Source organism: Pseudomonas sp. GW821-FHT07B01 (genome assembly GCF_059419065.1).
In genome coordinates this window covers 69,156-90,590 of record NZ_JBWKRA010000025.1, presented here as the reverse complement: position 1 = coordinate 90,590, position 21,435 = coordinate 69,156, and the positions used below count along the sequence as shown (strand labels likewise).

Genomic DNA, 21,435 nt, shown 5'->3' with positions numbered 1-21,435 from the left:
GGGTAGCGGTGTATCAGTCAACAGGTGGGTTGCTGACCCACCGCTATCGCAGGCAAGCCAGCTCCCACACAAGCCAGCTCCCACAGGGGAGCGAGCCTTAGGTTAGTTGCTGATGGCGAGGATGCTTGCCTGGTACGAACCGACAAACACATCGAAATCGCCTACTTCGTTCTGCTCCAGCTCTGCCTGTTGCGCCAGCGACGCACGGGCCAGTTCTTCAAAGTGCGCTTGTTCCTCAGGCGCCAAAGGTTCTTTGCGGAAGTATTCGGCATGGACTGCGCTTTGATGCAGGGAGAACTGCGCAAAGCTTTCCTTGCGCTCAGCCATGGCTGCCAACACCTGAGCCGACGGCGTCAGGGATGGGTCCTTGACCTTGGCCAACTGGGCGTCCAATGCCTCGCTGTGCTCGGTGATGCCATGGCTCTGATCGAGCAGGGCGGCCAGCGGGGCAATCTTCTCCAGCAACTCGGCCGCCCACTCCTTCATGTCCACCGGCTGGCCGTCACGCTGCAATTGCAGGCCCGGACGGCGGCCTTCCTTGACCACGCTGAGGAAGTTGGAGGTGGCGTTGCCGCACTCGTTGTTGGCGAACAGTGGGCTGTCGTTCAGCGCGCAGTACAGCAGGAATGCGTCGAGGAACCGCGACTCTGGCAGGTCGATACCCATCGGCAGGAACGGGTTGATGTCCAGGCAGCGTACTTCGATGTACTGGATGCCGCGCGCCATCAACGCCTGGATCGGCCGCTCGCCGGTGTAGGTCACGCGCTTGGGACGGATGTTGGAGTAGTACTCGTTTTCGATCTGCAGGATGTTGGTATTGAGCTGCACCCACTCGCCATCCTTGTGCGTGCCGACTTCGACATAGGGCGCGTAGGGTGTTGCCACCGCTTCGCGCAGGCTGTCGGTGTAGCTGGCCAAGTCGTTGTAGCACGGCGTCAGACCGGCCTGGGCGTTGCTCTGGTAACCCAGGTCGCTCATGCGCAGGCTGGTGGCGTAGGGCAGGTACAGGGTGTCGGCATCCAGGACTTCAAGCTGATGCGAGCGTCCGCGCAGGAAGCCGGCATCCAGGGCTGGCGAGGCACCGAACAGGTACATCAACAGCCAGCTGTAACGACGGAAATTACGGATCAGCGCGATGTAGGCCGTGGATTGATAGTCACGGTCGGTGCCGACAAACCCCTCTGTTTCCTTGAGCAACGGCCACAACGCTTCCGGCAGGGAAAAGTTGTAGTGGATGCCGGCGATGCACTGCATGGTCTTGCCGTAACGCAGGGCCAGGCCCTTGCGGTACACGTACTTGAGCTGGCCGATGTTGGAAGTGCCGTAGTAGGCAATCGGAATATCTTCCTCGGCCGGCAACGGGCACGGCATCGAGGGGCTCCACAGGTATTCGCTGCCCAGCTTGGTGTAGGCAAAGCGATGGATCTTGTCCAGGCTGCTCAGAGTATCGGCCGGGTTCGGCAGGGCAGGGGTGATGAACTCCAGCAGCGATTCCGAGTAGTCGGTGGTGATCTGTTCATTGGTCAGCGCGGCGCCCAGGGCTTCGGGGTGCGGCGTTTGCGCCAGTCGACCTTCGTTGGTGACGCGCAGGCATTCGCGCTCGATGCCATGCAAGCATTGCTCTAGCAGGGAGAGGTGTTCGCGCTTGCCGAGCAGGGCCAGGCGGCGGTTGAGAAGTTCGCTCAAGTTGGATTCCTTCACGCGTCAGTCGCCCCAATATGGGGGTGGGCAGGACGGTCTACAAGGGTGAAGTTGAAACTGGCGTGATCGCCTGGTTTTGAGTCGATTTGACCCGCTCTGAATCTGCCGACTTCACTCCATGAATTGGGCTACAGCGCAGCGAGAAAATTCCGACGCTGTTATCGCAGCGCCGAAATTAACTCAAATCGGGGGTGGGGAGCTATAGGACAGCGAACGTGCCCTGTGCTTTTGCGACAAGTCTTTCGCCTTGGTACACGTCGGCCTCGACCACCAGGGTGCGGCGACCGGCGTGGATCACCCGGCTGGTGCACAGCACCTCACCGTCTTCCACGGCGCGGATATAGTTGATCTTGCATTCGATGGTGGCGCTCTGCTGGTCGAAACCATGGGCGCTGGAACAGGCCAGGCCCATGGTTATATCCACCAGGCTGAAAATCGCCCCGCCATGGAGCTTGCCCGCGCGGTTGCGCAGGTGCGGCTCCAGGGTCAGGGCCACCTCGGCAACGCCCTCTTCCAGGCGTTGCAGGCGGCAGCCGATCAGTTCGCTGAATGCGCTCTGGGTCAAACCGGCCGGAATCTCCATCAACGCTTCTTCAGCTGTTTAGCGTTGGCAAACAGCGACGCCATGGCGTTGTTGCTTGGCGCGGCAGTCGCGGTTTCCTTGCGCGGCGCGTTGTTCTGCGACTGGCGCGGCGCCGAACCGGGGCGAGCACCACGTGCACCGTCGATTTTTTCGCCGGGGGTGTCGCTCATGCGCATCGACAGGCCGACGCGTTTGCGCGGGATGTCGACTTCCATGACCTTGACCTTGACCACGTCACCGGCTTTGACCGCCTCACGTGGGTCCTTGATGAACTTCTCCGAAAGCGCGGAGATGTGTACCAAACCGTCCTGATGCACGCCGATGTCCACGAATGCGCCGAAGTTGGTCACGTTAGTCACCACGCCTTCGAGGATCATGCCCGGTTGCAGGTCCTTGAGGTCTTCGACACCGTCCTGGAACTCGGCGGTCTTGAACTCCGGGCGCGGGTCGCGACCCGGTTTCTCCAGTTCTTGCAGGATATCGGTGATGGTCGGCACACCGAAGGTTTCGTCGGTGTACTTCTTCGGGTCCAGGCGCTTGAGGAACGCGGCATCACCAATCAACGAACGGATATCGCGGTCGGTTTCGGCGGCAATGCGTTGCACCAGCGGGTAGGCTTCCGGGTGAACCGCAGAGGCGTCCAGCGGGTTGTCGCCGTTCATTACGCGTAGGAAACCAGCAGCCTGTTCAAAGGTTTTTTCACCCAGGCGTGCGACCTTCTTCAGTGCGGCGCGGGTTTTGAACGCGCCGTTTTCGTCGCGATGGCTGACGATGTTCTGCGCCAGGGTGGCGTTGAGGCCGGAGATTCGCGCCAACAGGGCCACGGATGCGGTGTTCACATCCACACCCACGGCGTTTACGCAGTCTTCCACCACCGCATCCAGGCCGCGTGCCAGCTTCAGTTGCGACACGTCGTGCTGGTACTGGCCGACGCCGATGGATTTAGGGTCGATCTTCACCAGTTCGGCCAGCGGGTCTTGCAGGCGACGAGCGATGGACACTGCGCCACGGATCGACACGTCGAGGTCCGGGAATTCCTTGGAGGCCAGCTCCGAAGCCGAGTACACCGAAGCGCCTGCTTCGGAGACCATGACCTTGGTCATCTTCATGGCTGGGTATTTTTTGATCAGCTCGGCGGCCAGCTTGTCGGTTTCGCGGCTGGCGGTGCCGTTGCCGATGGCGATCAGGTCCACCGCGTGCTTGGCGCACAGGGCGGCCAGGATCGCGAGGGTCTGGTCCCACTTATTGTGCGGTACGTGTGGGTACACGGTGGCGTGGTCCAGCAGCTTGCCGGTGGCGTCGACCACCGCGACCTTGCAACCGGTGCGCAGGCCCGGGTCGAGGCCCAGGGTGGCACGCGGGCCAGCCGGTGCGGCCAACAGCAGGTCGTGCAGGTTATGGGCGAACACGTTGATCGCTTCGGTTTCGGCGCCGTCGCGCAACTCGCCCAGCAGGTCGGTTTCCAGGTGAGTGTAGAGCTTGACCTTCCAGGTCCAGCGCACCACTTCGCCGAGCCACTTGTCTGCCGGGCGGTTCTGGTTCTGGATGCCGAATTGTTGACCGATCATGCCTTCGCAGGGGTGCATGGTGCCCGGCAGCTCGTCACCGACTTTCAGCGCGGAGCTGAGAATGCCTTCGTTACGGCCGCGGAAAATCGCCAGGGCGCGGTGGGACGGCATGCTTTTGAGCGGCTCGTCGTGTTCGAAGTAGTCGCGGAACTTGGCGCCTTCTTCCTCTTTGCCGGCGATGACGCGGGCGCTGAGGATGGCTTCCTGCTTGAGGTAGGTACGCAGTTTTTCCAGGAGGCTGGCGTTTTCGGCGAAGCGCTCCATCAGGATGTACTTGGCGCCTTCGAGGGCGGCCTTGACGTCGGCGACGCCTTTTTCCGCGTCGATGAAGCGCGCGGCTTCGGTTTCCGGGGTCAACGATGGGTCGTTGAACAAGCCATCGGCCAAATCACCCAGGCCGGCTTCCAGGGCGATCTGGCCCTTTGTACGACGTTTCTGTTTGTACGGCAGGTAAAGGTCTTCGAGGCGGGTCTTGGTGTCCGCGAGTTTGATGTCGCGTTCCAGTTGCGGGGTCAACTTGCCCTGTTCCTCGATGCTGGCGAGGATGCTGATACGCCGTTCGTCGAGTTCTCGCAGGTAGCGCAGGCGCTCTTCCAGGTGACGCAGTTGGGTGTCGTCGAGGCTGCCGGTCACTTCTTTTCGGTAACGGGCGATGAAGGGCACGGTGGAGCCTTCATCCAGTAGAGCGACGGCCGCTTCGACCTGTTGTGGGCGTACACCGAGTTCCTCGGCGATGCGGCTGTTGATGCTGTCCATAAAACCACCTGAAATTCTTAAAATCAGCGCGCCGGCCCGTAAAAACAAGGCTCGGCGAGGCTGGTTGAGCGGCCCGACTGGCGCCGCTGCCTGGGTCAAGAGGCTGGCTATTGACCCTCGAAATCGAAAAAGTCACGACAAGCGGGTAAAAAAAGCCCGGCAGCAAACGGTAACGATCTGACGTTGCCCTGCACGGAGGCGCCGCATTATAACCAGCGTTCCGCCCTTGGGGGCTACTGCGCCGCAGCTTGTAGGGCGCGGGTTCGCTGGCAGTAGATGAAAAATCTGCTAACAATGCACACGGTGCGTATAACGGCAGCTACGCCATAATGCGCGCCGAGATAAGAGGAGCATCCAATGAGCAGCACCGCACAAACTGCTGAAGGCGAAAAAATTCTCATCGTTGATGACGATCCGGGGCTGAGCAGCCTGCTGGAGCGTTTTTTCAACTCCAAGGGCTATCGTGCCCGCGCGGTGCCGAACACCGAACAGATGGATCGTCTGTTAGGGCGTGAAGTTTTCAACCTGGTCGTACTCGACCTGATGTTGCCCGGTGAAGACGGCCTCACCGCCTGCAAGCGCCTGCGCGGTGCGAACAATCAGATCCCGATCATCATGCTCACCGCCAAGGGCGATGAACTGAGCCGCATCAAGGGGCTGGAGCTGGGCGCTGATGACTACCTGGCCAAGCCGTTCAATCCCGATGAGCTGATGGCGCGGGTCAAGGCCGTGTTGCGTCGCCAGGCACCGGCGGTACCGGGTGCACCGGGCAGCGAAGACGAAAGCGTCACCTTTGGCGATTACGAACTTTCGCTGGCCACCCGTGAGCTCAAGCGCGGTGAAGAAGTGCACATGCTCACCACCGGCGAATTCGCAGTGCTCAAGGCCCTGGTGATGAACGCTCGCCAGCCGCTGACCCGTGACAAGCTGATGAACCTGGCCCGTGGCCGGGAATGGGACGCCCTCGAGCGCTCCATCGACGTGCAGATTTCCCGATTGCGCCGGATGATCGAGCCAGACCCGTCCAAGCCGCGGTATATCCAGACGGTGTGGGGTGTGGGTTATGTGTTTGTGCCGGATGGCACCGCAACCAAGTGACCGATGATTTGCAGGGGCGGGTATCCTGGCGTTTGACTCCATGAGGGTCGACGGGATGCCCGGCGTCTGCAATTCTGCGAGCGCCGCTCGTTCCTGCAAGGTGTGCAGCTTTCATCTATGAAAACCCCGCTGTGGTTCCCACAAAGTTTCTTCTCCCGCACCCTCTGGCTGGTGCTTATTGTCGTTCTGTTTTCCAAGGCGCTCACGCTGGTTTATCTGTTGATGAACGAAGACGTGCTGGTGGACCGGCAGTACAGCCATGGTGTCGCCCTGACGTTGCGTGGCTATTGGGCGGTAGACCCTGAGAACCGCGAAAAAGTAGCCAAGGCGTCGACGCTGACGCGGGTTGACGGCGCTGGCGTGCCTGAAGGCGAGCAGCATTGGCCTTACAGCGAGATCTACCAGCGCCAGATGCAGGCCGAGTTGGGTGCCGACACCGAGGTGCGGCTGCGTATGCATGTTTCGCCTGCGCTGTGGGTGCGAGCGCCAAGCCTGGGGGATGCCTGGATCAAGGTTCCGCTTTATCCGCACCCGCTGCGGGGGCAAAAAATCTGGAACGTGTTGGGCTGGTTCCTGGCCATTGGCTTGCTCTCAACGGCGTCCGCGTGGATTTTCGTCCGTCAGCTCAACCAACCCCTCAAGCGCCTGGTGTTTGCCGCTCGCCAACTGGGCCAGGGGCGCAGTGTGCGCTTGCCGGTCAGCGACACGCCCAGTGAGATGACCGAGGTGTACGGCGCCTTCAACCAGATGGCAGAAGATGTCGAACAGGCTGGGCGCGAACGCGAGTTGATGCTGGCGGGGGTGTCCCATGACTTGCGCACGCCGCTGACGCGATTACGGTTGTCCCTGGAGTTGATGGGGGACCATACCGACCTCACCGATGACATGGTGCGCGACATCGAGGACATGGACGCTATTCTGGACCAGTTCCTGGCGTTCATCCGTGACGGGCGGGATGAAGTGGTCGAGGAGGTCGACCTCACCGACCTCGTGCGTGAGGTGGTTGCGCCCTATAACCAGAATGGTGAGCAGGTGCGCACGCGCCTGGAGCCGATCCAGCCGTTCGCATTACGCCGGGTGTCGATGAAGCGCCTGCTGAACAACTTGATTGGCAACGCCTTGCACCATGCCGGTTCCGATGTGGAAGTGGCGGCGTACGTTTCTGGCGACAGTGCCGCGCCTTACGTGGTGCTGAGCGTGATGGACCGTGGCACAGGAATCGACCCGGCTGAGCTGGAGGGTATCTTCAACCCCTTTACCCGTGGCGACCGCGCCCGAGGAGGCAAGGGCACCGGGTTGGGGTTGGCGATTGTGCGGCGGATCGCGTCGATGCATGGCGGCAATGTCGAGCTGCGCAACCGGGAAGGCGGTGGGTTGGAAGCGCGGGTGCGGCTGCCGCTGGGGTTGATGCTGCCTCGAGACGCTGTCTAACAAGCAATCTGAATGCAAATGTGGGAGCTGGCTTGCCTGCGATAACGGTAGTTCAGTCAACGACGATGTTGAATGTACCGGTGTCATCGCAGGCAAGCCAGCTCCCACAGTGGTTCGCGGTGTGTGGCAGATGTGGGTATTCAGCCCTTTCCCTTGGTCCGAGTCATATTCGGCCCGCCATTCTTTTCCAGATGCTGAATGATGATCCCCGCCACATCCTTACCGGTGGTAGTTTCGATCCCTTCCAGGCCCGGCGATGAGTTTACTTCCATCACCAGGGGGCCATGGTTGGAGCGCAGGATGTCCACACCCGCCACACTCAGCCCCATCACCTTGGCCGCCCGCAGCGCGGTCATGCGCTCTTCCGGGGTGATCTTGATCAGGCTGGCGCTGCCGCCACGGTGCAGGTTGGAGCGGAACTCACCGGGCTTGGCCTGGCGCTTCATGGCCGCGATCACCTTGTCGCCCACCACGAAACAGCGAATATCCGCGCCGCCCGCTTCCTTGATGTATTCCTGCACCATGATGTTCTGCTTGAGGCCCATGAACGCCTCAATCACCGACTCCGCCGCCGTTGCTGTTTCACACAGCACCACCCCGATGCCCTGGGTGCCTTCCAGTACCTTGATCACCAGCGGCGCGCCATTGACCATCTCGATCAGGTCGGGAATGTCGTCCGGAGAGTGGGCAAAACCGGTGACCGGCAGGCCAATGCCCCGGCGCGACAGCAGTTGCAGGGAGCGCAGCTTGTCCCGCGAGCGCGCAATGGCCACGGATTCATTCAGCGGAAACACCCCCATCATTTCAAACTGGCGCAATACCGCGCAGCCATAGAAGGTCACCGAAGCGCCGATACGCGGGATTACCGCGTCAAAGCCTTCCAGGGGTTTGCCCCGGTAGTGGATCTGCGGCTTGTGGCTGGCAATGTTCATGTAGGCACGCAACGTGTCGATCACCACCATTTCATGGCCACGTTCAGTGCCGGCCTCGACCAGGCGGCGGGTGGAATACAGACGCGGGTTTCGCGACAGCACAGCAATCTTCATGCAGCACCTGGGGCAGAAATAGTGGAGACCGGGAACACCGGCTTGTCTTGAACGTACTTGAGGCCTGGATTGACCACCAACTGGCCGTCAATCAGCGCCTTGGAGCCCAGCAGCAGGCGGTAACGCATGGCTTTGCGACAGGCGAGGGTGAACTCCACCCGCCATACCCGATCACCCAGGGCCAGGGTGGTGCTGATCACGTAGCGCACCTGTGCATGGCCGTTGGAGCTTTTGATGGTTTTCATCGTCACCAGGGGCGCTTCACAGCGGCGGTGACGCAGTTGCACCACGCTGCCCAGGTGCGCGGTAAAACGCACCCACTTTTCACCGTCGCGCTCAAAGGGCTCGATATCGGTGGCGTGCAGGCTTGAGGTACTGGCACCGGTGTCGATCTTCGCCCGCAGGCCCGCCACTCCCAAGTCGGGAAGTGCCACCCACTCACGCAGACCCACAACGGTCAAATGGTCAAATGTCTTCAATATGGTTAACCGGTCAATTCGCCCAGGCTTGAGGAGATACCTCAGCCAACGCTTTGAATGCAGGCTTGGCGAACCAGAAGCCCTGCATCAGAAATATTCCGCAGTCGGACAGGAAGTCGCGCTCGCCGGCACTTTCGATGCCCTCGGCGATGACAGTAACCCCCAACTGCTCACAGATTGTGACAATCCCCCGGACGATCACCTGACGGACACGATCCTGGTCGACATCGCGAATCAGCGCCATGTCGAGCTTGATCAAGTCAGGTTGGAAATCGGCCAGCAGGTTCAGCCCCGAATAGCCCGCGCCGAAATCGTCGATGGCGGTCTTGAAGCCGAATTCGCGGTATTCACGCAGAATATTCGTCAAATGGCGATAGTTATCTACGTGTTCGCTTTCCAGGGTCTCGAAAATCAGCCGGTCCAGCGGGAAATTGTGCGCCCGGGCGGCCTCCAGAGTGCTGCGGATACACAGCTCCGGGCGATATACGGCATTGGGCATGAAGTTGATGGAAAGGTGAGTCTGCATGCCCAGGGCTGCGGCACCGGCAATGGCCTTGGTCCGGCAGCGCTGGTCGAAGCGGTAGCGATTGGTTTCGTTGACCTGAGCCAGCACCGACAGCGCGCCTTCTCCCTGGGGACCGCGCACCAAGGCTTCGTTGGCGAAGATCGTATGGTCACGCAGGTCTACGATAGGCTGGTAGGCGAACGCAAAATCGAACCCCAGAGGCTCGCTTTGCTGGCAACCCACGCACCGCTGGTTGGGCGAGGTGAGTGAGAGGGGAAAGTCGGTCACGGCGTATCCTCGCGAAAACAGGGTGCTACCTGGCGTATCTTAGGTGAGCCTTGGGGTTTATGCGTCGAAGGGTTTCAACGGTAAAGTTGCGACATTTTTCAGAGCGAGGAATTCAAGTGGCTCAAAAGCAGGAAGAGGAAGAGAAGGTCCGGCTGGACAAGTGGTTGTGGGCAGCGCGGTTCTACAAGACCCGCGCTCTGGCCAAGGCCGCTATCGAGAGCGGCAAGGTGCATCATCGCGGCGAGCGCTGCAAGCCGGGAAAGGAGCCGCGCGTCGGCGACGAGTTTCAGATTCGTACAGGCTTTGATGAAAAAACCATCGTGGTGCAGGCACTTTCCATCGTACGCCGCGGCGCGCCTGAAGCGCAGGCACTGTATGCCGAGACCGAAGCCAGCATCGCCAAGCGCGAAAACGCTGCGGCCATGCGCAAGGCAGGGGCTTCAGGCCTGACCACTGACGGCAAGCCGAGCAAGAAGCAGCGCCGCGATCTGTTCAAGTTTCGCGGCAGCGGCAATGACGATTGATTGCACGAGTCGCCCATGCAAACTCGATCAAATGTGGAAGCGGGCTTGCCCGCGAATACGGTGGGTCAGGCACAGATGCATTGATTGACACCCCGCATTCGCGAGCAAGCCCGCTCCCACTTTTAGCCCTGGGGGTTACGGAGTTGTGCGCATGACACTCAACCGCCCAATAACGGGCAACTTGCTCAGTAGCCCGAAAAGCGGCGCCGTCATCCGCAACAAAGCGCCCGACACCTTCGCCGCAAACGGCGTGTAATACCCCCACCCCAGCGCCAACAGCGCCAGCAGTACGCCACCGATATAATCGTCCTGGCCCCAGTGCGCGCCGGCTACCAGCCGCGGCATCATGAACAGCAGCGCCAGGCCCCAGATCACCAGCACCTGGCCGATGCGCCGGGCGAACACGCTCATGAACATCGCCCAGATCAATAGCACCGAAGCATGGTCGCCGGGGAAGCTCTGGCTCGAGCGGTCCTTCAATTCCCAGGTTTTCTCCAACCCTGGGAAAAAGTCGCTCATTTGAATCGCGCCGCTGATGACCATCGACGGGCTACTGTGCTGCCAGCCCATGTGCGCCGCGAGTTTTGAGAACAGCATGCGGATAAACAGCAATAGCAGCAGAATGCCGAGGAAGCCAAAAAACGCCTGGCGCACCTGTACGGCCTTGAACACCCAGTCGCCGCGGATCAACAGCGCCAGCAAAATCACGCCGACCACTGCATCAAACGGCCGCAGGCTGGCCACGGCCCACACATGTAGCCAGGTCGAGTTCGTGGCCAATGGGCCATTGAGCAGATGAAACAGCCACTCGTCGAAAATCACACAGAGCATCTGGCCCGTGGGCCACAGCCAAAAACACAGCAGTCCGATAGCGAGTAGATTGCAAAGAGCCCATCGCCGGAGGTTCCAGTTGGCTTGGAACAAACCCGGATTGTTCATAAACTGTCCCTCATCGCTCTATTCAGCTCCTTGAATTCAGGAGAAGTCGCACCAAGATGGTGCTAAAGCGTTTAATTTTATAAACCTTGTAATCATTTTGTCATCACTTCAGATACCCAGACCTATGACTGATCTACCGGATACCGACTTCACCCAACGCTTCATCTTCGATGAGAGCGATGCCCGCGGCGAGATGGTTTCGTTGGAGCTCAGCTATGCCGAAGTCCTTGCCAAACACGCCTATCCGGAGCCGGTCGCGCAATTGCTCGGCGAGTTGATGGCCGCCGCGGCGCTGCTGGTGGGCACCATGAAGTTCGACGGTTTGCTGATCTTGCAGGCTCGTTCCGAAGGGCCAGTGCCCATGTTGATGATCGAGTGCTCGAGCGAGCGCGAGATCCGTGGCCTGGCCCGTTACGAGGCTGACCAGGTTGCCGCAGATGCCACCTTGGCCGACCTGATGCCCAACGGCGTCCTGGCACTGACTGTCGACCCGACTGAAGGCCAGCGGTACCAGGGTATTGTCGACCTCGACGGCCAGACCCTGTCGGAATGCTTCACCAACTACTTCGTTATGTCCCAGCAAGTGGGCACCAAGTTCTGGCTTAACGCCGACGGCAAGCGCGCCCGTGGTTTGCTGGTGCAACAACTGCCTGCCGATCGCATCAAGGATGAGGATGATCGTGCCGAAAGCTGGCGGCATATCATCGCCTTGGCCGACACCTTGAAGGCCGAAGAACTGCTGGGCCTGGACAACGAAACCATCCTGCACCGCCTCTACCATGAAGAGGCCGTGCGCCTGTTCGACGCACAGGGCCTGCATTTTCACTGCAGTTGCTCGCGCGAGCGTTCCGGTAACGCGCTGGTCAGCCTGGGCCTGGAAGATGCGCAAGATCTGGTGGTGGAACATGGCGGCCATATCGAGATCGACTGCCAGTTCTGCAACCAGCGCTACCTGTTCGACGCGGCTGATGTAGCGCAATTGTTCGCCGGCGCAGGCAGCGACACCCCTTCCGACACCCGCCACTAAAACGTTTAAGCACAGGTAAATCACCTGACAAACGCCGGATTAGAGGTGTTCTGACGGGAGGGCCCTACTCTTTTTGGGCTTTTCTGGCATAATCCGGCCCACTTTTTTCGCGGTAGTAGTGCGCAACTTTCTACTACAAAACGTTTGGAGCACTCGGCCATAGGCCGACGGGGAACCTCATGACGCAAGCCAATAACGCCGTATACACCGATCTGAGTGTTGACGATCTGGTCAAAGAAGCCCTGCAGCGCGGTGAAGGCGTGCTTGCCGATACTGGCGCGCTGGTCGTAGAAACCGGTCATCGCACCGGTCGTTCGCCGGTTGACCGTTTCATCGTTGAAGAGCCGTCCACCCAGGACGCCATTGCCTGGGGCCCGATCAACCGCAAGTTCCCGGCCGACAAGTTCGATGCCCTGTGGGCTCGCGTCGAGGCGTTCAATAACGCGCAAGAGCATTTCGTTTCCCATGTTCACGTAGGGGCTGCAGAAGACCACTACCTGGCCGTGAAAATGACCACCCAGACTGCCTGGCAGAACCTGTTCGGTCGTTGCCTGTTCATCAACCCGGCCCAGTACAACCCGGCCGGTCGTGAAGAGTGGCAAGTGCTCAACGTGGCCAACTTCGAGTGCGTACCAGAGCGTGACGGTACCAACTCCGACGGTTGCGTGATCCTCAACTTCGCACAGAAAAAAGTACTGATTGCCGGCATGCGTTACGCCGGTGAAATGAAAAAAGCCATGTTCTCGGTACAGAACTTCCTGCTGCCGGCGGCCGACGTGCTGCCGATGCACTGCGCCGCCAACATCGGCGAAGCAGGCGACGTGACCCTGTTCTTCGGCCTGTCCGGCACTGGCAAGACCACCCTGTCCGCCGACGAAAGCCGTTACCTGATCGGTGACGACGAGCACGGCTGGGGCGAAGGCGTAGTGTTCAACATCGAAGGCGGTTGTTATGCCAAGTGCATCGACCTGTCCGAGAAGAACGAGCCGGTTATCTGGAAAGCCATCAAGCACGGCGCGGTGCTGGAAAACGTCGTGATCGACGAGGCCAAGCACGCCGACTACGCCGATGTCAGCCTGACCCAGAACAGCCGTGCCGCCTACCCGCTGGAGCACGTTGCCAAGCGTTCCGAGAAGAACCTGGGCGGCGAGCCAAACTCGGTGATCTTCCTGACCTGCGACCTGACCGGCGTACTGCCGCCTGTGTCGATCCTCAGCGAAGAACAAGCGGCCTACCACTTCCTGTCCGGCTACACCGCTCTGGTGGGCTCGACCGAAATGGGTTCGGGCAGCGGCATCAAGTCGACCTTCTCCACCTGCTTCGGCGCGCCGTTCTTCCCACGCCCGGCTGGCGAATACGCAGAGCTTCTGATCAAGCGTATCCGTGGTTTCGGCTCCAAGGTCTACCTGGTCAACACCGGCTGGACCGGCGGCGGTTACGGCGTTGGTAAACGCTTCAACATTCCGACCACTCGCGGCGTGATTGCAGCGATCCAGAGCGGTGCGTTGATCGGTGCGCAAACCGAACACCTGGACACCATCAACCTCGACGTGCCATTGGCCGTACCGGGCGTTGAAACCGGCCTGTTGAACCCACGCAACACCTGGGCTGACAAGGCTGCCTACGACGAAGCAGCGAAGGCGCTGGCTGGCCTGTTCATCGAGAATTTCAAGAAGTTTGAAGTCAGCGATGCGATCAAGGCGGCGGGTCCTAAGTTGTAAGATTCGCTGGTTGTAAAAAAGCCGCCTCTTAAGTAGGCGGCTTTTTTGTGCGCGACGTTAGCCGGCGATATGCAGTACCACTGCACCGACCAGCACCAGTACGACGCCTGTCACCTGCACCGCTGACAATCGTTCCTTGAAAAACACAAACCCCAGGATCGCCGCGATCCCTCCAGAGAGCGTACTGATCACCGTCACCACCGACACCGAGCCGGCCATTGCGCCCCACGAAAACGCCGAGAAACCGCCGAGGTTCATCAAGCTCGCCCCGGTTAACGTCGCGCAGTTTTTCAGTGGCGGGATCTTCAGGCCATCCTTGATCTTCAGCACCATCACCACCAGCACGCACAGGCCTACCAGGTAACCCAGCCACAACATGGTGATTGGCCCCAGCGCTGGCAGTGTGTAGCGGCCTTGCAGCCAGAAACTGGTGCCGTACAAGGTTGCGGCGAACATGGCGTAGGCAATGGACAGGCGCGGGTTGTTGTGAGGCGTACCGTTGTCCTTGTGAACGCTGGACAGCACAACGCCGATCACGCACAGGGCGATGCAGCCCAGTTGTATCAGGCTGATGTGTTCACCGCTCGCCCAGGAGAGCAGGGTGGTCACCACTCCATAGGACGTCACCAGCGGCGCGACGATGGCTGCTTTGCCCAAGGCAAAGGCTTTGGACAGCGCAAGGGCGCCGGACACCGTCAGCAGGGCGGCGGCGATACCCAAAAGCCAGACGCTTAAAGGTGCATCAAGGGATTTGAAAAGGAAGGCCGGGAAAATGACCAGCAGGAGGGTCATGATCAAAAAGCCGAGGGCTTGGCCGAAATACACCGCGCGTTTAACGCCAACGGCGCGGGCGTTGAGGCCCACCAGAAAGTCCGTGCCGCCCCAGAGCAGCGCGGCCAGCAGGCCCATTGTTACGTCCATGTAATGTCCTTGTTATTTATACGGCTCGTCAGATGAGCGCAGATCCACTGTGGGAGCGGGCTTGCCCTAATACTGTAGGAGCGAGCTTGCTCGCGAAAAACGTCAACGATAACGCGTGCTTGCTGAATGAACGCGGCGCCTGTGAGTTTTTCGCGAGCAAGCTCGCTCCTACAAAAAAATCCTTCATTGGAATCAGCTCAGGTTTTCCAGCATCTGCGTGTCCCAGCGGTGGGTCTTGATCGCCAGGTAGAGCATGCCGATGGTCAGCGGGATCTTGTCACCACGGCCCTTGGCGCGACGCTTCAGGAACACGTCGAACACCGGCGGCTGGAAGTAACGATAAGCGTCGTAGTCGCCCAGGTCGACCCCGAAATCCTGTTCAAGCGCCTCCATGAATTGCTTGGCCTCAGCGCCATCGCACCCGAGGTCGAAGTTCAGTGAGGTGTGCAGGCCGATGGTCTTGTGTTTTGGCAAGCCGATTTCTTCATGCAGCAATTGCAGGAGCTGCTGCATGACTGGATTTTCGGGGAAGTTGGGGGCCAGGTTCATAGTGGGGGTGCGTAGGAGTGGGTGAGGGGGCCTTTTACGTTGCAGGCGGTATTTGTTTCGCGTGACGAAGAGAGCCAAGCCTATCAAGAACAAGGCCAGGGGAAGAAGTTGAATGTTCAGGACAATGGCAATGTAGGGTAGCCAGAACAACAGAAGCAGTCCCGTTACGATGAAGGTAACGGCGAAACGCGTTCTTAACGTGCAGTCAGTGATTTTGTAATACAGCAGCAGATGGAGAGCGAATAATAGCGCTGTTTGTAGGTAAAGCCATTGACTAAAGTTCATCTGGAGTACACATGCATTGAGACGCTTGAGCGCTGCGGGCCTATGCCACCGCTGATCTGAGCATCCAGGCCAATGACGATGTCTGCGCTGTGAAAGTTGCGGATCCTGCGAGAGATCAAATCGCTGATAGCGTTCTCGACTATCGATTCTGCTTTGCTGGATATGATCCCGACAGGGGCTGCAACTGCGCCAGAAATGATTTCTTTTATGAGGTTGTTCCGATTGTTCAAGCTATCTGCCTGCTTCCTGGTCAGTGGCTTTGAGACGGCCACTGTCATGACGCAGGGTAGATCTCGGGCGAGCATCTTTTCGTACAACTTCTGAAGCCGCAAGCGGACCTCTATCGCTGAAGCTTTTACTTCCAGCAAGCAAAGTGTGGCTAGCTCTAGTTGATTGTTTGGCATCACGGTGAGTCGAATTACCGTGAAAGTGATGCCATAGTGGCCGATATATTGAGTCCTTTCGATGTTCACGGTTTTTTCCGAGACAGTTGATAGGAGGTTATGTTCAGTCGGCTACGCGTAACTCGTATAGAGGGTTGAGCGGGTATTTGAAGCAGTTTGGGAAACGGATGGCGTGACGTTTGGCGGTGTCTTACAAAAGCCTCCGGCATTTATGGCTTGCAACGATGTAATGGGTAAAGCTGATCAGTTGTAGGAGCGAGCTTGCTCGCGAAAAACTCAAGGGCGCCGCGTTTTTTCTGATTTACCGCGTCATCGTTGGCGATTTTCTCGAGCAAGCTCGCTCCTACACAGGTGTTGCTTAGACTTGCGCTTGTTCAGGTTGCAGATGAACGTGTTGCGCGGCTTCAAACAAATCACAGCCGTCCTGAACGAGCAGGTACAGCGCATTAATGATGTGGGAAATGTCTTTGAGGTCGGCGTGGTCGAAGGTCAGGCAGGAGCAATAGTCGCTGGCGGCGCGGATACGCTGGTGGGCGGCCGATTGGATATCTTCAGCTTTGGCTGCGGTGTCTATGACAAGAGGGTGGGTATCGGTGAAGTTGGTGCGTAGCTGACGATAGCGGTCCATCGTTTCAGGTATTTGCATTTGAATGTGTGCTGTTTTCGAGTGACCAAACCCGGTCGCAGAATTGGCAGCGACGAGCCGAACCTTAAGAGTGAGTTTGTTTCTCGAGCAATAAACAGATGGCTAGGCGTTCGAAGTTCGATCAGGCGCTGAGAGGCCTACCGATACACCGCTCAAAAATCGCCTCCAGTCCCCGATAGTCACACGCCACCGCATCAATATTCGCGGGTATCCAGGCCGCGTGTTTCACCAGCCACCAATTCACCGAAAACCCCGCATTCACGATGATCTGTTCAAACAGGATCCGTTGCGCCCGTCCATTTCCCTCGCGGAAGGGGTGAATGACGTTCAGGTCGCCATAAACTTCAGCGATTTGGCGCACAAGATCAGCCTGAGTCGCACCGACATACCAATTGGCGTCTTGCATATGCCGGACAATTTTTGCCGCTTCCGGTGGAATACGCTCCGGGGTGCAAAACAGCGTGTCGCCTTTCTGGATGTTGACGCTGCGCAGTTCGCCGGCCCAGTCATAAATGTCACCGAACAGGATGCGGTGAATGTGTTGCAGGCGATCGAGGTCGTAGGGCGGCGGAAAGAGTGGCAGGTTGCCTATGGCGATTTCGGATAATTCCCGCTCGGCCTGGTGCAGGCGTGCTTCATCGAGCAAATCGAGGCGGTTGCGCAGAGTGCTGCTACCGGGGTAGCAGTATGGGTCCTGGCCCACCCCGTATTTGTCGAGCATCAGCTAGAGGTGTTGCGGTACTTGGCAAGGACGGCTTCGCGTGTCGGCAGGGGTTTGTCGACGTCGGTCGGTTGGGTATCGAACCCTTCCAGGCGCAGGCTGGCCAAGTAATTGGAACGCCGGATCTTGTGATAGTGATCCTGTTTTTGCTCAAACGTCAGTTCGCTCATCGCTGCGTCCTCTTGGAAAGCAAGGCTTGATTGTAGCGCAATGCGTAGCTCGGTAGGCGGGATAAAACGCCCGTCACAACTTGTATAAAAAATCTGCCAGCGAGCTCATTTCAGCGTATGTTTCACCGCAAAATCTTGTAGGGCGATTCCGCCCACTACTTAAAGGGAGTTAAGCATGGGTTTGCTTCGTGTCGCCTCGGCGATGTCTTTGTGTGCGGTGGCGTTTTCTGCCCAGGCCGAGCAGTTGCCAATTGAAGTGCTGAGCGCGGTGGTCAAGGACCAGAAAATCGCCGATGCCGAAGTGCTGCTGCAACGTAATGGCGCGCAGAACGTGGTGGGTCGTACCAACGCGCAAGGCCAGGTAACGCTGACCAGTGAAGCGGCTGACGATGCCAGCAACCTGCTGATCATCAAGAAGCCTGGCTATTCCAACCTGGTGGTGAAGTGCCCGTGCAAAGGCATGACCTATGCCATCAGCCCGGTGATGGAAAATCTCGACGGCCTGCGTGTGGTGTTGACCTGGGGCAAGGCTCCGCGCGACCTCGACTCCCATATGATCTTCCCCGGCAATAACATCTTCTTCAACAATAAAAAGGGCACCGACGCCGAACTGGACGTGGATGACACCGATAGCTATGGCCCGGAGACCATCACCCTGCAGAAAAAGCATTACGGCGAAAGCTACGTCTATGCCGTGCACGACTATTCCAACAGCGGCTCTCCCACTTCCAGCGAATTGTCCAACAGTGAGGCCAAGGTGTTCGTGTACATGGGGCAATCCCTGGTACGCACTTACTATGTGCCGCAGAACCGCACGGGCAACCTGTGGACCGTGTTCCGCATGACCGGCAGTGGCGACTTCCAGGACATCAACACCTTCACCGGCGTGAGAGTCGGCGCCGAAGATGTACTCAACGAGGTCAAGCCTTTGCTGGACGACAGCGTGGCCGTCACCGCCGTGACAGTGAGCTCGTCGGTACAGGCCGATGCGAAGAGGCTGAACCTCAAGGGCGAAGCGGCCTACCAGGCCGGTAACCTGGACCAGGCCATCGACTTCTTCCGTCAAGCCATCGAGCTCGATAACAGCTTCGGCAAGGCTTACGGCAACCTGGGCCTGGCGTATCAGAAAGCCGGCAATACCGCGGAGTCGATCTGGGCCAACCGCAAGGCTATCGCCCTGGCGACCGGTACCAATGCCGCGACCGTGCGTGCCGGTGCCTACTACAACATTGCACGCATCTATGAAGCGGCCGGGCAGTTCCCGGATGCGCTGCGTCATTACCAGTTGGCCAAGGAGCAAAAGGCCAACCCGGTGTATGACACGGCGATCGAGCGGGTGCAAAACCGCTGATTCAGCAGTAGCACGGTTTTGAAATGTGGGAGAGGGCTAGCCAGCTCCCACATTTGTATCTGCTGCGTCTTGTTACTTTCTAGGAAAAGTCCCACTTCGGCCCTGAGCCATCCCTCCCCCTGTGTATCATCCTGTCTCTTTTTTCCTTGCGACCTTTCTCGATTCGCTGAGATTCCCGGGCTATGTTTTTGAGCCAACTCAGCGGTCAATGGAGTGACAGCCTTATGCACGACACCCTCCAGCAGGTCTTTGGTTACCCACACTTTCGCTTGGGCCAGGAAGAGACGGTCAGCGCCGTGCTGGCTGGGCGATCTGCCGCCGCCATTTTCCCTACGGGCTCGGGCAAATCCTTGTGTTACCAGTTGTCGGCCGTGTTGCTGCCGCACCTGACGCTGGTGGTGTCGCCGTTGCTGGCGTTGATGCAGGACCAATTGGGTTTCCTGCAGCGCCATGGCATTTCGGCGGGCAGTATCGACTCGGCCCAGAGCCGTGATGAGGCCAATGATGTAATGGCCCGTGCGCGATCGGGCGAGCTCAAGATTCTGATGATTTCCGTGGAGCGTTTGAAGAACGAGCGTTTCCGTAATTTCCTGAACAGTGTGCAGATCTCGTTGCTGGTGGTAGACGAGGCGCACTGTATCTCCGAATGGGGCCACAACTTCCGCCCGGATTATTTGAAGCTGCCGGACTACCAGCGCCAGTTCAACATCCCTCAGGCGCTGTTGCTGACGGCCACGGCCACGCCCAAGGTGATCGCTGACATGCAGGCCAAGTTCGCCATTGCTGCCGAAGATGTAGTGACCACGGGCTTCTATCGGCCCAACCTCAACCTGCTGGTGGAACCGGTCAGCGGCCATGACAAGCGCCGCAGGCTGGTGGAGTGGATGAAAGCGCGGGCCAACCAGCCGAGTATTGTCTACGTCACCTTGCAGAAAACCGCCGAACAGATTTCCGAGCATCTGAACCGCCACGGTATTCAGGCCGAGGCTTATCACGCGGGGCTGCCCCATGAAAAACGCGAAGGTATCCAGCAGCGTTTCATGGGCGGGCGTTCCAATTGCATTGTCGCAACTATCGCGTTTGGCATGGGCATCGACAAGAGTGACATCCGCAATGTCGTGCACTTCGACCTGCCCAAGTCAATCGAGAACTACAGCCAGGAAATCGGCCGCGCAGGGCGTGACGGGCAGCCGTCGGATTGCCTGGTGTTGGCCAACCGCGACAGCCTCAATGTGCTGGAAAACTTCGTGTACGGTGATACGCCGGAGCAGGACGGCATTTTGCGCGTACTGGAGGAATTGCAGGTCGCGCGTAGTGAAGGGCAGTGGGAGTTCCTGCTCAGGTCGCTGTCGGACCACAGCAATATTCGCGAGTTGCCGCTCAAGACGCTCCTGGTGCAGTTGGAGCTCAAGGGCGTGATTGCGCCGCGCTATGCGTTTTATGCGGAATACCGTTTCAAATACCTGATCGAACCCGAAGCCTTGCTGGCGCGTTTTTCCGGCGAGCGGCAGCAGTTTGTCGCGGCGATCATCCAGGTGTGCAAGCGCGCTAAAACCTGGGCGACGGTCGATTTCGATGCGCTTTATCAACAGCACAATGCCGAGCGTAGTCGGGTGGTGAAGGCATTGGATTATTTTCAGGAGCAGGGCCTGATCGAGCTCGAAAGCAAGCAGATGACTGAGGTCTACAGTTTGCTCGACACCCATTTCGACCCGCACGCGTTAAGCGCCGAGTTATACACAGGCTTCAAGCAGCATGAGGTGACGGAGGTCGCGCGGATTCACGCCATGCTCGACCTGTTCGCCACCGACCACTGCCTGGGGCAACGTCTGGCGCACTACTTTGGTGATGATAATGCACCCCAGCGTTGCGGGCATTGTTCGGTATGCCACGGCCAGGTCGCCCATCTGCCGGCGCTGCCGAACCTGCCGCCGCTTGTGGATAAAAACTTCATGGGGCTGTGCGGTGATTTTATCCACAGGCATCATGAGCACACGGGGCACTTGCCGAATGCGGAGCGTTTGACGCGTTTCCTTGGCGGTATCAGCGTACCGTTGTTTACCAAGTTGAAGGCGCGGGGCATTCCCGGTTTTGCTGCGCTGGAAGACTACCCCTACGCCGAGGTACGCGACTGGGCCCATGCTCAATTGGATCAACTTTGATGAGACTTGCCGATGCCTGACTCAACACCTGTGCGCGACGATTACCGCCACTTCCAACCGATCACCACGCGTTGGCACGACAACGATGCCTACGGCCATGTGAATAACGTCACCTACTACAGCTTCTTCGACACAGCCGTTAATACCTACCTGATCGAACAGGGCGGGTTAGATATTCATGACGGTGAGGTGGTGGGGTTTGTGGTGAGTTCGGCCTGCGATTACTTCGCCTCGATCGCTTTTCCCGACTGCATTGAGGTCGGTCTGCGGGTGGGCAAGCTGGGCAATAGCTCGGTGCAGTATGAGCTGGCGGTATTCAAGGCGGGCGAGCAGGAGGCGTGTGCGGCGGGGCGCTTTGTCCATGTGTTTGTGGACCGAGCCTCGAACCAGCCAGTGCCGATTCCGGGGATGTTGCGCGAAGCGATGCAGCGCTTGGTGGTTTGAGGCACCTACAAGCAACCCAGACCAAATGTGGGAGCCGGGCTTGCCCGCGATGGCGCAGTATCAGGCAGTACGTCTAAACCTGTTTCACTGCTATCGCGGGCAAGCCCTAATGCCAG

General features: G+C 58.9%; 21 protein-coding genes. 8 read left to right on the top strand and 13 right to left on the bottom strand.

Features of this window, described 5'->3' with window-relative positions:
• Window positions 1-102 precede the first annotated feature (102 nt).
• The 3 genes from gshA to AC07S6_RS22975 all read right to left on the bottom strand — a co-directional run bounded on the left by gshA (window position 103) and on the right by AC07S6_RS22975 (window position 4,608).
• Window positions 103-1,686, bottom strand: coding sequence for a glutamate--cysteine ligase (gshA, locus tag AC07S6_RS22985; protein ID WP_490615113.1), 1,584 nt, complete (start codon window positions 1,684-1,686; stop codon window positions 103-105).
• A gap of 214 nt (window positions 1,687-1,900) precedes the next feature.
• Complete coding sequence (locus AC07S6_RS22980; protein ID WP_105225406.1) at window positions 1,901-2,284, bottom strand: PaaI family thioesterase; 384 nt, start codon at window positions 2,282-2,284, stop codon at window positions 1,901-1,903.
• Window positions 2,284-4,608 (bottom strand): Tex family protein, encoded by a 2,325-nt coding sequence (locus AC07S6_RS22975; protein ID WP_014716472.1) that lies wholly within the window; start codon window positions 4,606-4,608, stop codon window positions 2,284-2,286. The genes AC07S6_RS22980 and AC07S6_RS22975 overlap by 1 nt, the downstream gene beginning before the upstream one ends.
• Before the next feature lie 357 nt (window positions 4,609-4,965).
• Here AC07S6_RS22975 and ompR point away from each other — a divergent pair, with 357 nt between their 5' ends.
• Both ompR and AC07S6_RS22965 read left to right on the top strand, forming a co-directional pair.
• Window positions 4,966-5,706 carry an osmolarity response regulator transcription factor OmpR gene (gene ompR / locus AC07S6_RS22970; RefSeq protein ID WP_003187669.1) on the top strand — a complete coding sequence of 247 codons (741 nt, stop codon included), beginning with the start codon at window positions 4,966-4,968 and terminating at the stop codon, window positions 5,704-5,706.
• Window positions 5,707-5,823: 117 nt separating this feature from the next.
• Window positions 5,824-7,137, top strand: coding sequence for an ATP-binding protein (locus AC07S6_RS22965; RefSeq protein ID WP_003187671.1), 1,314 nt, complete (start codon window positions 5,824-5,826; stop codon window positions 7,135-7,137).
• Window positions 7,138-7,277: 140 nt separating this feature from the next.
• On the opposite strand, the gene rimK is transcribed toward AC07S6_RS22965, so the two are convergent.
• The 3 genes from rimK to rimA are packed head-to-tail and all read right to left on the bottom strand — an operon-like array spanning window position 7,278 to window position 9,455.
• Window positions 7,278-8,183 (bottom strand): 30S ribosomal protein S6--L-glutamate ligase, encoded by a 906-nt coding sequence (gene rimK, locus AC07S6_RS22960; RefSeq protein WP_003187674.1) that lies wholly within the window; start codon window positions 8,181-8,183, stop codon window positions 7,278-7,280.
• Complete coding sequence (gene rimB, locus AC07S6_RS22955; protein ID WP_003187676.1) at window positions 8,180-8,662, bottom strand: retropepsin-like aspartic endopeptidase RimB; 483 nt, start codon at window positions 8,660-8,662, stop codon at window positions 8,180-8,182. Before rimB ends, rimK begins: the two co-directional genes overlap by 4 nt.
• A gap of 13 nt (window positions 8,663-8,675) precedes the next feature.
• Entirely contained in the window at window positions 8,676-9,455 is a 780-nt protein-coding gene (gene rimA / locus AC07S6_RS22950) for a S6 modification regulatory phosphodiesterase RimA (RefSeq protein WP_060764953.1), read from the bottom strand.
• A 116-nt stretch (window positions 9,456-9,571) separates the two neighbouring features.
• Between rimA and AC07S6_RS22945 the strand changes: the two genes are divergently transcribed.
• Window positions 9,572-9,979 carry an RNA-binding S4 domain-containing protein gene (locus tag AC07S6_RS22945; RefSeq protein ID WP_003236026.1) on the top strand — a complete coding sequence of 136 codons (408 nt, stop codon included), beginning with the start codon at window positions 9,572-9,574 and terminating at the stop codon, window positions 9,977-9,979.
• A gap of 135 nt (window positions 9,980-10,114) precedes the next feature.
• Here AC07S6_RS22945 and AC07S6_RS22940 read toward each other — a convergent pair whose 3' ends face one another.
• Window positions 10,115-10,918, bottom strand: a complete 804-nt coding sequence (locus AC07S6_RS22940; RefSeq protein ID WP_034125497.1) for a phosphatase PAP2 family protein — start codon at window positions 10,916-10,918, stop codon at window positions 10,115-10,117.
• A gap of 124 nt (window positions 10,919-11,042) precedes the next feature.
• On the opposite strand from AC07S6_RS22940, the gene hslO reads away from it, so the two are divergent.
• Both hslO and AC07S6_RS22930 read left to right on the top strand, forming a co-directional pair.
• A complete protein-coding gene (hslO, locus tag AC07S6_RS22935; RefSeq protein WP_495113124.1) occupies window positions 11,043-11,945 on the top strand; it encodes an Hsp33 family molecular chaperone HslO in 903 nt (300 codons plus the stop codon).
• Between the two features lie 179 nt (window positions 11,946-12,124).
• Complete coding sequence (locus AC07S6_RS22930; RefSeq protein WP_495113123.1) at window positions 12,125-13,666, top strand: phosphoenolpyruvate carboxykinase; 1,542 nt, start codon at window positions 12,125-12,127, stop codon at window positions 13,664-13,666.
• A gap of 57 nt (window positions 13,667-13,723) precedes the next feature.
• On the opposite strand, the gene AC07S6_RS22925 is transcribed toward AC07S6_RS22930, so the two are convergent.
• The 6 genes from AC07S6_RS22925 to AC07S6_RS22900 all read right to left on the bottom strand — a co-directional run bounded on the left by AC07S6_RS22925 (window position 13,724) and on the right by AC07S6_RS22900 (window position 17,362).
• Window positions 13,724-14,587 (bottom strand): EamA family transporter, encoded by an 864-nt coding sequence (locus tag AC07S6_RS22925; protein WP_495113122.1) that lies wholly within the window; start codon window positions 14,585-14,587, stop codon window positions 13,724-13,726.
• Window positions 14,588-14,779: 192 nt separating this feature from the next.
• Window positions 14,780-15,136 carry a DUF1493 family protein gene (locus AC07S6_RS22920; protein ID WP_495113121.1) on the bottom strand — a complete coding sequence of 119 codons (357 nt, stop codon included), beginning with the start codon at window positions 15,134-15,136 and terminating at the stop codon, window positions 14,780-14,782.
• Between the two features lie 281 nt (window positions 15,137-15,417).
• Entirely contained in the window at window positions 15,418-15,894 is a 477-nt protein-coding gene (locus AC07S6_RS22915) for a hypothetical protein (RefSeq protein WP_495113120.1), read from the bottom strand.
• Window positions 15,895-16,183: 289 nt separating this feature from the next.
• Window positions 16,184-16,471: a hypothetical protein gene (locus AC07S6_RS22910; protein WP_495113119.1), complete on the bottom strand. Its 288-nt coding sequence runs from the start codon at window positions 16,469-16,471 to the stop codon at window positions 16,184-16,186.
• Window positions 16,472-16,592: 121 nt separating this feature from the next.
• Window positions 16,593-17,192: a putative adenosine monophosphate-protein transferase Fic gene (locus tag AC07S6_RS22905; protein WP_495113118.1), complete on the bottom strand. Its 600-nt coding sequence runs from the start codon at window positions 17,190-17,192 to the stop codon at window positions 16,593-16,595.
• Entirely contained in the window at window positions 17,192-17,362 is a 171-nt protein-coding gene (locus AC07S6_RS22900) for a YhfG family protein (protein ID WP_087149535.1), read from the bottom strand. Before AC07S6_RS22900 ends, AC07S6_RS22905 begins: the two co-directional genes overlap by 1 nt.
• A 175-nt stretch (window positions 17,363-17,537) precedes the next feature.
• Here AC07S6_RS22900 and AC07S6_RS22895 point away from each other — a divergent pair, with 175 nt between their 5' ends.
• The 3 genes from AC07S6_RS22895 to AC07S6_RS22885 all read left to right on the top strand — a co-directional run bounded on the left by AC07S6_RS22895 (window position 17,538) and on the right by AC07S6_RS22885 (window position 21,319).
• Complete coding sequence (locus AC07S6_RS22895) at window positions 17,538-18,713, top strand: tetratricopeptide repeat protein (RefSeq protein ID WP_495113117.1); 1,176 nt, start codon at window positions 17,538-17,540, stop codon at window positions 18,711-18,713.
• 224 nt (window positions 18,714-18,937) lie between these two features.
• Entirely contained in the window at window positions 18,938-20,875 is a 1,938-nt protein-coding gene (locus AC07S6_RS22890) for a RecQ family ATP-dependent DNA helicase (protein WP_197883098.1), read from the top strand.
• A 12-nt stretch (window positions 20,876-20,887) separates the two neighbouring features.
• Entirely contained in the window at window positions 20,888-21,319 is a 432-nt protein-coding gene (locus AC07S6_RS22885; RefSeq protein ID WP_495113116.1) for an acyl-CoA thioesterase, read from the top strand.
• Window positions 21,320-21,435 lie beyond the last annotated feature (116 nt).